This is a genomic window from Aquimarina pacifica, assembly GCF_000520955.1.
GTDB classification, from domain to species: Bacteria; Bacteroidota; Bacteroidia; order Flavobacteriales; family Flavobacteriaceae; genus Aquimarina; species Aquimarina pacifica.
Map to the genome: position 1 here is coordinate 1 of NZ_JACC01000057.1, position 15,558 is coordinate 15,558.

Annotated in this window: 1 protein-coding gene and 1 pseudogene; both read left to right on the forward strand. The window is 38.6% G+C overall.

What is annotated here, in order from left to right; genetic code table 11:
• Window positions 1-939 (forward strand): annotated as a pseudogene (locus tag DZ60_RS25350) (hypothetical protein); the annotation flags it as partial.
• Between the two features lie 46 nt (window positions 940-985).
• On the forward strand, window positions 986-15,529 hold the full coding sequence (locus DZ60_RS0120515) for a T9SS type B sorting domain-containing protein (RefSeq protein WP_025743897.1): 14,544 nt from the start codon (window positions 986-988) through the stop codon (window positions 15,527-15,529).
• The last annotated feature ends 29 nt before the right edge of the window (window positions 15,530-15,558 follow it).

Sequence of the window (15,558 nt, forward strand, 5' to 3'; positions counted from 1 at the left end):
GAAGCTGCTGAGGCTGCACGATTAGCAGAAGAGCAACGTTTAGCGCAAGAAGCTGCTGAGCAAAAAGAAGAAGGATTAGACGAGATCAAGAAAGAATTAGATAACAATAGTAGAGTTTCTAATAAAATATTAGCACGTAGAGATTCGTTATTGACCACAGGTTTAAATGTTGATAAACGTGAGTTTAGTAAAATGCTAGAATCTCTTGTTAATATGGATTCTGATGCTGATGCTGCTAAGAAGGAAACAGATCCTGTAAGTTCTAAAAGGCTTACGGCTAACAATAGGTTTGTCAAGTTTGCAGAGACCACTAGACCAGAGGTTCAAATAGCTACTAAATTTATACCTGGGTATGATGAAGGGTACTATTTGATTGGTAATGTGTTCAAAGGAGGTACCTACGCAGATAAGTTTACAGGTACATTAAAAGAATTAGGATTTAATGATTCAAAAATTATTATTAATCCAGAAAACCAATTCCAATACGTTAGTATCGAAAGTTACAGTACTAAGAATGAAGCTATAGAGAAATATACAAGTAGTATTGACAATAGATATTTTGGAGATATGTGGGTATTGCATATTGCCAAAAGTAGGGTAGCTTCATACAAGAAGTTATTACAAGAGACCAAACTAATAACGGATACTGTAAAAGACGATACTGTACTATCAGAAACATTATCCTATATAGGTGGGCATAATATTGAAAACGGATACTATTTGATTACGAATATTTTTAAAAGAGAAAACTATTTTGAAAGAGGAATGGAACAACTCCGATCACAAGGATTAGAACCTCAATCTTTTAGGAACCCAAAAGATAACTATATATATGTTTATTTAAAGAGATATGATAACCTTGATGAGGCTAAACAAGGACTGTTCTCTAATGTAAATAATTCATATGACGGAGATCTTTATATATTGAAGATACAGTAAAATGTAGGAAAGAAAGATGATGAATAAACCCCAAAAACAATCGCTTATGAAACTTAGACTGAAATATGCCATCATTTTAGTTTTATTAATGATAGGCTCGCAATTATCGGCACAAAGAGCATTTGCTCCAGTACCTAATAGTACACTAACGATCAATGGAGAACTTAAGGTAATAGGAAACTCTATTGTTGGTCTAGACCAAGGACTTAGAACGAATTGTCAGGATTGTGATAGGCCTGGAGGTAGTGGAGGTAGACAGTGTGTTATATATGATCCTGAGGATGATTACAATCTTGGGTGTTCAAACAACGGAAGAGTTTTTGATTATATTGATATTGATGGCGATACCAGTACATTCAGTTCTAGTTCTGCAGAACTGGTTTTACCAACGGGGTGTGAAAGAGTAGCATATGCTGGTTTATATTGGGCGGCATCGTATTTTGTAGAACGTGATTCTGATGGTAATGTTGAGTATGATAATTTACCATTTCCGGATAACAGACCGGATTTTGCGACTATAAAATTAAAGCATGAAGATGATCTTGCGTATACAGAGATAACGAATGCTGAGGCGCAAATTATATACGATGGATATCGTAACACAACATATAACCCTTCTAATGTTGCAGCAATTGATATCCCTTATGTATGTTATGCTGATGTAACTAGTTACATTGCTGGATTAACAGATCCTAGTGGGTATTATACCATTGCAGATATGAGGGCTGCAACAGGTGGTGCGTATGGTACAACCAACGGAATATCTGGTGGATGGGTACTCGTGGTAGCTTATGAAGATCCTACCTTATCAGCAAAATATATTAGTACGAGTAATGGATATTTAAATAATCAACCTTGTACGATTACAGATCCTGGCTGTCTAAAAGATTTTTCCTATAGTGGTTTTACGACTTTACCTGCTCCATTACCTGTACGTGCACGTTATGCAATTGCTACCTTAGAAGGAGACCAACCGTATACTGGTGATGTTTTTCAAATTGAAAGACCTGATGCAACAACTCAAGATATTTTTACAAATCCTGCCAATCCATCGAACAACTTTTTTGATAGTTCTATTTCTGTCGATGGTCAGTATGTGACCAATAGAGTCCCTGCTTCAGAAAATACATTAGGATTTGATGTTGATATTTTTGATATCCCTAATCCCAGCAATACAGTTATAGGAAATGACCAGAATTCAGCAACCTTTTATACAACTTCTTCGGGAGATGCCTATAGTGTATTTTTTAACTCGTTTCAGATAGAAATTATTGAACCAAAATTAACGGTTACCAAACGAGTTTATGATACTAATGGAATTGATATTACCGGTAACCCAGTAAATTTTGCAGATCAATTATTTTATGAATTGACTATAGAAAACCAAGGAAATGAGGACATCACGGGATATGATGCGACCACACCTCTGGCAACGATTACAGATGTATTACCAGATAATGTTGATTTTACCTTAGGAACTATTACTACAAGTAATATAGGTGTAGTAGCAACTGTAGACGGAACAGGTAGACAAATAGATATCACTATTGAGGATGATTTAGTGGTGCAGGACGGAGGAATACATACTGTTCGTTTTGGAGTAAGTGTTGTAGCAACCTGTGCTGATTTGAGAGATGCATGTTCTAATCAGATTAACAATGTAGCTTACTCAAGATATAGTGGTGTAGAATCAGGATTTCAAAGAGATGGGGAAGCAAGTATTTTAGAACAAGATGCATGTAAGTTTGATGTTGTGGGTACATCTAATGTATTGATCAACGATGGAATTTGTTTTACAGAAAGTCAGCCTGCATTTATTTGTACAGGATCTTTAGATCTTACAGCGGGAGGATTATATACTTCTTATGAGTGGATAGAGACTAGCGATCCGGGAACTATTTTAGGAAATGATCAGACCTTAACAGGAGTAACAGATGCCGGAACCTATCAAGTAACAAAAATAGGAGATGCAGATTGTCAGGATGGGATAGAAACTTTTGTGGTAGATGCTTTTACTTCAGTTGTTAACCCTATTATTGATATTGCTGCCAATTTAGACAGTAATCCTAACGTAAATGGTAGTACAGATAGAACTTGTGCTATTACAGCAGAAACCTTACCAGAACTATTTTTATGTGGATCGGGTACAACTTTTACTATTGACTCTGGGTTTAGTGCAGCCACCAGTATAGAATGGCAACGTCTAGATCCTTCTGATTGTGGGTCTGTAACTCGTAATCCTAATTGTCCAACGCCAGTTATAGATTCGGGTGCTTGTGAGAGTGAATGGACTACAGAAGGAACCGCTCCTACTTTTACAGTTACTCAAGCAGGAGAATATAGAATCAATGTTACTTTTGATAGTAACTGTACGATACCTTTTTACTTTAATGTATTTCAGAATAACTTTGACCCAGAATTAGAGGTGATTGATGATATTTTATGTGGAGCAGGAGGATCAATGCATGTTGCAAATTCATCAAATCAATATGAATATCAATTAGTAGCCCCTTCTGGAGCTACAATAGGATATCAGGCATCAGCTGTATTTACAGGACTTACAGAAGAAGGTTTATATACAGTGAATGTGCGTCAAACAGGTGGGTTGGCAACAGCCTGTGTTTTTCAAGATACCGCTTCTTTACTTGATTTAGACGCTGATATTACGGTGACTCCTACTACTCTTACTTGTCCTGATGATTTGGGAGAAATTGAGATTGTAGTCACCGATTCTCAGATAAACTATACATATACAATTACAAGTACTACAACTGCATTTACAGATACCGAAGGACCAACGACCCTACCTAGTCATACATTTACGGGTCTTAATCCTGATACCTATGATATTCAAGTATTATCTGCTGATGGCGCTTGTACCGATATTGCTAATGTTCAGATTGTAGCTTCGGCAGATTTTTCTGCAACAGCAGTATTAATTTCAGATTTGAGATGTAATCCGGGATATCAGCCTGATCCTACGTTAAACGATCCTGCACATCCTAATTATGATCCAACCGCATTGCCTTTTGATGATAATGAATTTATAGCGGTCTATGAGGTAACAATTACAGGAGGATCGGGTAATTATGCATTTAATGATGCGATGGATTTCTCAGGGACGGTTTTAGAACCTATTACAAGTACAACATATCAGTTTATAGCAGATTCTGCAGGTAATTATCCTGTATATATAGAAGATCTAGATAGTAATTGTGTTATTTTCGCAGGTAGTGTAGATGTAAGCCCATATGTACCTATTACTGCTACTGCTACAGCTATAGAGCCTTCATGTTCTGGGGATAGCGCTAGTATTCTTGTCGATGTTCTAACAGGACAAGGACCATATACCTATATTTTGGATGGTTCTGCTATCGCCACAGGAGTAAATACAGATCCATTTACGTTTAATAATTTGGATGCTACAAATACGTATGTTGTTACCGTAGAAGACGGGTTGGGATGTTCTATAGATTTAGATCCAATTTCATTCACTTCACCAGGGGTAATTACAGCAGATGTAGATGTTACTAAAATATTAGATTGTACGGCTTCACCAGATGCAACTGTATCGGTTACAAATATTGATGGAGGATCTCTTAGTTACGAATGGAGCTTAAGTGCTACAGGACCTTTTACAGCAGTAGTTGGAACTTCATTTACAGAAGACTTTGCAACAGATGGCACATATACAATTTATATAAGAAATTCAGGAACATCGGATTGTGTAGAAAACTTCTCGGTTACAATTGATCCTTTGTTAGAGGTGGATAGTGTAACAATTACACCAGGAACTCAGGATTGTACAAATCAAACAGTAGATGTAACGCTTTCTGCATTACCAGCACTTATTGCACCAGAAGAATATGAGTTTAGTATAACCCCAGATCCAGCTAGTGGAGCTGCCGCTTCTGGTGGACCAACAGCATTTAGTAATGTTACAGCATATACGTTTACTAATGGGGTAGCATATACCGTTACTGCCAGAAGAAGTGATACTGAGTGTACCAATACAGGTACTTTCTCTGGACCATTAGCGTCTGAGATTGAGATTACCAGTGCCACTCAGGACTCACCCGTTACTTGTAATGGAGATATAGATGGAGTACTTACATTTACCGTAGCAAATAGTACTACTTTTGATTATACTGTCGAAAGCTCGGGAGGTACTCTTATTGCCAGTGCAACTGGTAATACAACCAACCCAGTAACTATTACAGGATCGGTTGCGACACCATTAGGTGCAGATACCTATACCATTACGGTTACAGATACAAGTTTGGCATCAGGAAATTGTACCGATACCACTACAGTAGAGATCACTGAACCTTCCACACTTTCTTTTACACCAGTGGTAGATGATGCGGATTGTGGTGCAGATACGGGTATAATAACGATTAATGCATCAGGAGGAAATGGTGGTTACGAGTATGAATTAAGAGATGCAGGAGGTTTAGTAATTACAGCATATCAATCAGGAAATTCGTTTAGCCCTCTTGCGGCTGCAACATATATTGTTGCTGTTAGAGATGGTAACGATACAACGGCTTGTGAAGTTACACAAACTGTTCCGGTAGGTGCTACTACTGTACCTGTAATTGTAACGGCAACAGGGGGAGATCCTTGTTATGATACTACAGATCAGGCAACACAGTGGATTACAATAACTGGAGCTGTTTCACCTATAGTCGATGCATACACCTATAGTCTTGATGGCAATGCGCCTGTAGCAGTAGATTTTACATTACCGGTAACGTTACCGGTAGATACATTTGAAATTCCGGGACTTACCCCGGGAACACATACCGTTTCGGTCACCAATACTGTGACCTTGTGTACCTCTGCTGATATTACTTTTGACATTAATGAGGAATTAACTATTACGGCTAATTTGACAAAGGATTTAGATTGTAATGGAGATGCAACGATTGAGTTTTCAGCTTCTGGAGGGGATAGTAGTTATACTTTTAATGTTACAGGTACTGCTGGTCAAACAGGTGTTACATCACCAGCATCAATTCCTGCCGCAGGAACCTATCAAATTGTTGTTACAGATGGATTAGGATGTACCGCAACTTCTGCAGATATCGACGTTAATACGTATGTTGCTTTGGCTGCGAATGCCGTCGAAACGGATCCTGTTTGTCCTTCAGAAGATGGTTCTATTTTGGTAACTATCACTGCGGGAGAAGGTCCATTTATTTATGATTTGGATGGAGGAACAGAGGTTGTAGGACCAACGAGTTCCTTAACAAACGTCTTTAATAATGTTAGTGTTGGCAACCATACAATAGATATAACGGATGGAGACGGATGTCCTTTGACACCTACTCTTTCGGCAACCATTACTGCACCAACAGCTTTAACGGCATCAATTGCCGTAACACAAGAATATAGATGCGATCTTACAACAGGATCTAGTGCGACACCTCAATTAGGAACAATTACGGTTTCTTCACCAGCCAACGGAAATGGTTCGTATGAATACAGTATTGATGGGGTAGATTTTACAAATGTTACAGGAGTATTTACAGGATTAACCGATGGAACCTATACAGTCTATATACAAGATACTGATACAGGTGCATGTCCTGTTAATTTAGGATCGTTAACAATAGATCCTTTACAAGAAGTAACGGATATAGCATTTGTTCAAACACAAGTACAATGTCCTGCACAAACAGCTGATGTAACATTGACTGCTTCGGGAACTAATGGAGCTAGTAGTTTTGAGTATCAAATTACCGCACCAGCAGCATCTGCTGTTACATGGCAAGCATCTAATGTATTTAGTAGTTTACCAGCTGGTGATACGTATACATTTGAGGCAAGAACAACTACAGATGGTTGTGTATATACCGAAGACTATACTATAGATGCAATTGATCAAATAGCTGTAAATGGAACAGTGACTGCAGAACCTACTTGTAATGGTGATACGGATGCTGCTTTATCATTTACTGTAACCGGAATTGATTTGACTTCTACAACATATAGCTATGAAGTAACAGGAGGAACGATAGTCGGATCTGTTACAGGAACTGGACTTAATACAGTTCCCGAGCCTATAACAGGTCTGGGAGACGGATCCTATGATATAGAAGTAACTGATGATACAACAAACTGTGTAGATAATTTAACCATAGTAATTACAGACCCTGACATATTAAGTTTTGGTACAGTTGTCGTAAATTCTAATTGTGGTGCTAATAATGGTACTATTACAGTTACAGCGGCAGGAGGAAACGGGGGTTACGAATACGAACTGAGAGATAATTTGGGAACACCAATTACCACATATCAAAGTAGTAATGTATTTACTGCTTTGGCACCAGGTGTAGCACCAAATAATTATATAGTCGCTGTAAGGGATGGAAACTCTGCAGCCGCATGTGAGGTAACACAAAATGTTGATGTTGCAGAAGATTTACCACCAACAATCGCTTTAGGTACGGGTGGAGATTTGTGTTATGACACCACAGATCTAGCAAGTATAGAAATTGATATTACAAGCGGTGGTATTGCACCATTTACTTATAGTGTAGATGGAGCAGCAGGGGTACCGGTGGCTACTACTCCTACATTTACAATACCAAACCTTACACCGGGATCATACAGTGTGACGGTTTCAGATAGTAACGGATGTATATCGAACGCTGTTACTTTTGATATTGAACCACAGTTGACAATTAGTGCGACATTGACAAAAGACTTAGATTGTAGTGCAAGTCCAAATGCCACTATTGATGTAACTACCACAGGTGGTAATGGCACCAATACTTTTGAGGTAGATATAGATGGTGCTGGATATGTTGCATATGCGGGAGCATTCCCGTTTAGCGCTAGTGCAGCTGGAACTTATCAATTTAGAGTCACTGATAGTGAATCTTGTACTGCAGAATCTGCAGTAATTACGGTAACTGATAACCCTGACCCAGTGGCATCTGCAGTCGGAACAGATCCGATTTGTAATGGTGATACTAATGGTTCGGTAGAAATTACGGTAGACACTACAGTTGGTACGGCACCTTATTTAATTAATTTTAATGGTCTGGGAGATAGTGCTCAAACTGTATATGGAGGATTAAGTGCAGGAATATATAATTATACTGTAACAGATGACAAAGGATGTAGTGAAACCTTTAGTGTTACTTTAACAAATCCAAATATTATTGTTGGAACACGAAACGTTGATGATATTAGTTGCGATTCCACTACTGGAGCAACTACACCAGGTCTTATAGAATATGTAAATATTACCGGAGCTACACCTCCTTATACGATAAGTTTATTAAATGCCGCAGACAGTAGTTTGGCAACGACAACTTCTTCGAATCCAGCTACAAGTGTAGCTTCTGGATCAACGATTGGTTTTGATGATCTGGCTTTTGGTGATTATATTTATAGAGTTGTAGATGCCAATAATTGTACCTATGATTTCAATGAATCAATTTCTACAACACCAATTTTCGTAATTACACCTTCATTTACAGCAGGTGTTTGTGCGGCAGGTGTTGATTTGTCAATAAATATTTCAGGAGGTAATGGGTCGCTTGGCTTCCAAATACGTGAATATCCTTCGGGAGTATTTGCACCTGTGAATTTACCACCAAGAGACCATCTTGTAACAGGTTTACCTTTTGATACTCCATTTACCTTTGAAGTACTAGATGTTGCTTCTGGATGTACAGATATTCAAACCGTAACACCACCAGGCAATCCATCTACAATTAATATTGCAATTACAGAAACTAATATTACATGTGTAGGAGCAGACGATGGAGAAATAGCTTATAGTATTACCGGGTATCAAGGAACAGAACTAACATATAGTATTTATAGAACAGATGATTTAGCTACACCTATAACAGGAAGTTATACTTTTTCTGCGGGTAACCCCCAAACAGTGCTTGCTGCCGGGACGGGAGCCGGAACAGTAGATAGCTTTAATCCTGGTACGTACTTATTTAGAGTTGAAGAAACAGATGCACTTGTTGGTGATCAGTGTAATGCTGCTATTGAGTTCGAAATTACAGAACCAGGAACACCTTTGACGTATGATAGAACTGATACCACATTAGGTAACTGTAATGCACCAGCACAGGGTACTGTATTCGTAACAGGAGGAACTTCTCCTTATCAATATGTTGCGGTAGAAGACGGAGACCCTAATTCTGGAGCTTATGTTTCTAGTAATGTTCTAGATTTAGATCATACCACAAATACCGATTGGGATATTTATATTAGGGATGCAAGTAATTGTGTAATAGGACCATTTGATGTAACAGTTTCATCAATTCCTGACCCTGTATTTACGGCAGTACCGACCCTTGTAGATGACCCATGTGTATATGATAATGAGTATAGATTTACAGTTACTGCAACAGGAACGGGTCAATTGTCATACAGTAGTGATGGCGTTAGTTTTGTTGATGATGGTGGTAGCCACGAATATATTGTTACTGCTCCGGGAACTTATACACTTACCGTTCGAGATCCTAACGGCTGTTTTGATACAGCAACGATTACTGTGTATGAAGAACTATTAGTCGATGCTAATTTTACTACTGAACCTACTTGTAGAGACGCCGATGGTGAAATTACAGTTACCATAGGAGGTGGTTCTTCTACCTTTGCGGCAAATCCTAGTAACTTTACTTTCGTTTTAAACGGAACTGATAGTGGTGGATTTGTAGTAGGACCTATTAGTCAAAATGGTCTCCTTGGAACTGAAAATATTTTTACAGGAATTTCTGCAGGAACCTATACGATATCAGTAACAGACGCTATTAGTTCATGTACAGTAACAGATGATGTTACTAGAGATATACCTGTAGATCCTATTGTAAGTGTGGCGACTGATTTCCCAACTCCAGAAACCTGTGTAGGTGCTAATGATGGAACCATACTGGTACAGTTAGATGGAGCTGCTGATGATGACCCTCCATATAGTTATGAATTATGGCTTGGAGCTACAGGAACAGGAACTTTTCAATATGCACAAACTGACGACCCATTGTTTACAGGACTTGCACCAAACACGTATGGTATATTGGTGCGATCTGTTCTTGGGTGTGTTGGAACGGTAGAAGGGATAGATATAGACTCAGCTACAGATCCAACGGCAGCAATAACGACTACAGAGTACGCTTGTGATACGGATAATGCGGCGGTATTCCCAGTAATTACACTGGATAATTTTGCTGACGGAACACCACCATATAGAATTTCATATACTGGACCTAGTGTTACAGTTACAAATCAAGATCCAGCAACCATTGATACTAATGCATTGTTGGCAGGAGTGCAAATTGTAGCAGATGAAGTAGGAGCGTATGATTTCACAATTATTGATGATAACAATTGTTCGAATGCTTTACCAACAGTGACAATAGACCCTTATCCAATTATGAGCAATCCAACAGTTGTAAGAGATGTTGGAGCTACTAATGCAGGGGTAATTTCATGTGATAACCCAGAAACAGTTATTGTATCAGTTACTAGAGTAACAGGAAACACGTCTGGCTATCAATTCGATTTATTACCGTTAGGAACAGATACGCAAACAATTGCAGAAGATGCTTCTGGAACAACAAGCGCAACCTTTACAATAAACGCAACTGGAGATTACACCTTTATGATTACTGATCTGGATACAGGGTGTACCATTAATACGGCTCCTTATAGCATAGGAATTTTTGATACAATTGCAGTTACCGCAACAGAAGTAACAAGTGTTTCTTGTAATGGTGATGCAACAGGAGAAATAGAATTAAATGTTACAGGATATACTGGCGCTTATAATTATGAGGTAGTCGATGCAGTAACAGGCGTGGCAGAAATTACAAGTACTTTAGCAAATACAGCAACAAATCCGATTACTATTTCTGGAATAACTGCAGGAAACTATGAAGTTAATGTAGAGGCACTAGATACTCCATTCTGTGATGAGGTTTCTAATACAGTAAATGTTTCAGAACCTACGGCATTAACACTTATATCAAATAGTGCTAGTACCCCTAATTGTAATGATCTTCTTTCTGATGTTTCGGTAACAGCAGGAGGTGGAGTTGGACCTTATGAATACCAAGCAGTGGCTGGAGTATTACCAATGGCAGATCCAGCTACGTTCCCATTGACCAATGAGTTTAGCTTAGATCCAGCTACTAGTTTAAATTGGGTTGTTTTTGTAAGAGATGCCAATTTATGTATTACGCCATTGGCTATTACCATACCAGACGTTGATCCTGCACCTACATTAGATCCAATACCTCCTTTTGTAGATGATGCATGTAACTTTGATAATACGTATGAGTTTACCGTAACAGCAACAAGTAATGTAACTGCACCAGGAAGCACAGGAGAACTAACATATCAATTAGGAACGGATGTACCAGTTGCAGGTAGCGTAGATAATAATACACATCAATTTATAGTAACAGGTCCAGGTACATACACGGTTACTGTATATGACGAGAATGGTTGTCCATCGGCATCACAAACGATTGATGTATATCCAGAATTAAGTGTAACGGCTACATTTACAGACCCAACCTGTCGTGATAATGATGCTACTATAATAGCCACCATAAGTGGAGGTTCTGATATTACGGTCAACCCAGGAAACTTTAGTTTTGATTTAGTTAATGCCGTTTCGGGTATTACAATACCTGGTGTTACCCAAACTCCTGGACCAGGAGCAGATCAAATTACTTTTAGTAGTACAGTCGCAGGAACAGATGGTATTTTCCCAGGAGATTATACCGTTGAGGCAACGGATAATTCAATTGCAGCAGCACCAGGTTGTACCGCAACTTTTGATATAACAGTACCAACGTATGTGGACCCTATTCCTTCTGCAGCTACCACACCTGTTAGTTGTTTTGGAGATACTGACGGAACTATCTTAATAAGTCTAGATGCAGCAGCAGATGATAATCCTCCATATTCATATACACTATTTGTGTATGATCCTACTGTAGGTGTAACAGGAGCATTAGTTGCTGGACCTCAAACAGACCCTCTTTTTGACGATAGTATTGCACCTATCCCAGCAGGGGATTATGAAGTAGTGATAACCTCAGACAAGGGATGTGCTGTAACCCTAGAACCTATTAATGTAGCCGGACCAACAGCCGCATTAAGTGTAACAGATGATCAAACAACATATGGTTGTGATACCAACAATGATTCAGTGTTCCCAGTGGTTACACTAACCATTGCCGGAGGAACTCCTCCTTATGATGTGTCCTATGTAGGATTATCTTCGTCTGGTTCTGATACAGACATTGTAGATGCAGACCTTGTTCTTGCAGATGTTCAATATGATTTTACAGCACCGGTGGCAGGAACATATGTCGTTACGGTAACTGATGATAGAAACTGTATTGTTGCCAATTATAATGTTGTTGTTCCAGCGTTTGAGATTATGAATAATCCAGCGGCAACCACGGTGACTCCTATTGATTGTGCTCCTACTGACGAGGTGGTGAGAATATCAATAGAAGATGGTTCGGGAGATTTCTTATTCGAAAGAGTAGAACCAGATGGTTTAGGAGGGTATAATGTATTTGATACTGTTGATCCTGCTGCTACGGTTCTTTTCGCAGATTTTACCCTGACAGGATTAGATGTGGGTATTTATACATTTAGAATTACAGATGATAATACTGGATGTACCGAAATAGTGACTCATGAGATTTTAGAATATGATACGATTGAGGCTTCTTTAGAGCTTGTAAGTGATGTTTCTTGTTTTGGTGCTTTAGACGGTTCTGTACGATTGACAGTTACTGGTTACCCAGTAGCTCCAGTAACTCCAGGTAATTATGATTATGATGTTATCAATTCTGATACAGGTTTGTCTACAGGTATTACAGGTTCATCTGATGTGGCTTCTGGCCCCTTAGTTATAGGAGGGTTAGATGGTATAAACGTATTTGTTAGAGTAACCGCTACACAAGCACCATTGTGTGATGCTGATAGTAATATTATAGGGATAGCAACACCAAGCGCAATTATCGTTGCTGTTAGTCAAATACAAGATGAAACATGTAATCCGGGAGATGATGCTTCTATAGAAGTAGTTGCTCTGGGAGGAACTACGCCTTATACGTATCAATTAGAAAATACTATAGGAGGCGTGATTACTAATACTGGAGGTACAGTATATGATTTTGCGACCAATGGTAGCAATACAATTTTCACAGAATTAGATGCAGGTATTGCACCTGCCGGAATAGATTATGTGGTACGTGTTAGAGATGCCAATGGGTGTGAGATGCCAAGCTTACCATTTAATATTCAGCCACCAACGGCATTGGGATTAAATGCAATAGCGCCTTTAACCTTATTATGTTCGGATAGTCAAGATGGTACAATTACTGCTACCGCAACAGGAGGTCAAGGTATTGGCACGTATTTCTTTGCTTTAACTCTTCCTGATGGTACGCAATCTGCTGCTGTAAATAATGGTACAGATAGCTTTACATGGAATGATCTTCAACCGGGTAATTATGTTGTTACAGTTTCTGATAACTTAGCATGTGAGGCATTCCAAGATCCTGTGGTTATCGATACACCACCAGAAGTAACAGTGGCAATTGCACCTAATACAGTAGATAGCTGTCTTACAGTAAACCCTAATGAAGTTGTAGTAACTGCAGGAGGTGGAATAGGAGCCGTACCTGGTGACTATGAGTATGGTATAAGTGATGACAATGGAGTAACAATTACTTGGCAAGCAAGTGATACATTCCCACTTACTGTAATGGGTGATTATTCATTCTACACAAGAGATGGTAATTTGTGTGAATCAATGCCTTCTAATACAATACAAGCTAGACCACCAAATCCGTTTGTCGTTACTTTAGACACAAGCAATACAACAATTGTTTGTTTTAATGAGGCAACGGGTTCTATAAACTCTCTTGCTATAGGTGGATTAGGAAACTATATGTATACAGTTTCGGGTACAGATTATTTAGGAAATGCAGTAGGACCTATTGGACCTCAAGCAGAAAGTTTCTTTGGTAACTTATTAGCGGGAAATTATACGTATACGACAAGCAGTGGAGATTGTGTAGATGATGTACAAGTATTTGATATCACACAACCCTTAGAATTAGAAATAACAATTGAGGAATTCCCTATCTCATGTAGTGGAGAAACCGATGGTAGCATACGCGTTACTGCAATAGGAGGAAACCAAAATGTTGCTGGTAGTATGTCTTCATATTTCTATTCGTTATATAACGAACTTGATGAGGCCGTATATACCTTTATAGAGGATGATGCAGATGGCTTACTCGGTGAGCATACATTTATAGAGTTACCAGAAGGAACCTATAGAGTAGAGGTAGAAGATTTTAAAGGATGTCCTGTAGAAGCAGTTGATATTATTATTATAGAACCAGATGGTATTCTGGCTTCTATAGATGCTACCACTCCAGAAACCTGTTTAGGTGATGAGGATGGTACAGCAACGATCTCTTTTACAGGAGGATTAGCACCTGATGATCCATTAGTAGATCCAAGTTACTATTGGAGTATTGATGGTACGAATTATCAGGCATTAATTGGTTCTGGACCTTTGTTTATAGAGAACTTACCAGGAGGAACTACCACATTATTTGTTAGAGATTCTCAGAACAGTGCAGATTGTGAGGGAGCCTTTAATATTGATATTGAGCCAGGAGTAGATCTAGGTGCAGAGCTAGAAGAGCGATTAGAGTGTCCTATTTATGATTATACAAACCCGACTGCTCCAGAGTTGATACAAGGGGTGCAATATTTTGTAGAGTTTAATATTATAGAAGCTTCTGAGCGATTAGATATCATTTATACATTGAATGGTATTAACGGAACTCCTAACCCTACAAACAATACCAATTTAACCGGAATTTTTGAAGTAGCACCAGGAGAGTATGAAGGGATTATGGAGTATCAGGCATGTATACAAACGGTTGATACCATAGAAGTTAATGAATATGAACCTTTATCAACACCAGTAGCGATAATGACTAATAACCCTCAAGATCCTAATGAATATGAGATTACGGTATCAGGAGGAAGGCCATTTGAGAATGAACCATTCTATGCATTTGCTTTTGCCATGCTTGATAATGAATTGACAGAAGAAGAGCTAGGAGTTGCCTTAGAAGCATTAGAGCAAAGTGATTTTACTAGCATTGAAGAGAATATCTTTTCGATACGCGAAACAGCTAATTATGTCCTGCAAGTAGTAGATGCCGATGGTTGTGAGTCTCTGGTAGTACAGAACTTAACGTACATTAATATTCGTATCCCGAATTATTTCACACCAGACGCACCTAATACTACAACAGAAACGCGTTTTTGGTATCCAAGGCAAATTAGCCCGGATCCAAATGATCCATTCTATTTTGAAAATATGGAAGTAATGGTATTTGATAGATATGGTAGAATGCTTGGTGAGTTTAAAGGTGATCAAACAGGATGGGATGGTTACTATCAAGGAAAACAATTACCATCAGGAGATTATTGGTATACAATAATTCTTAATGATGTAGATAATAGAGAGTTTACGGGTCACTTTACACTATATAGATAATATATAATGCCCCAAGTGAATTGTAGTAT

Excerpts from the sequence above, each read along its gene's own strand:
- DZ60_RS0120515 (WP_025743897.1), top strand. The coding sequence starts at position 986 with ATGAAACTTAGACTGAAATATGCCATCATTTTAGTTTTATTAATGATA.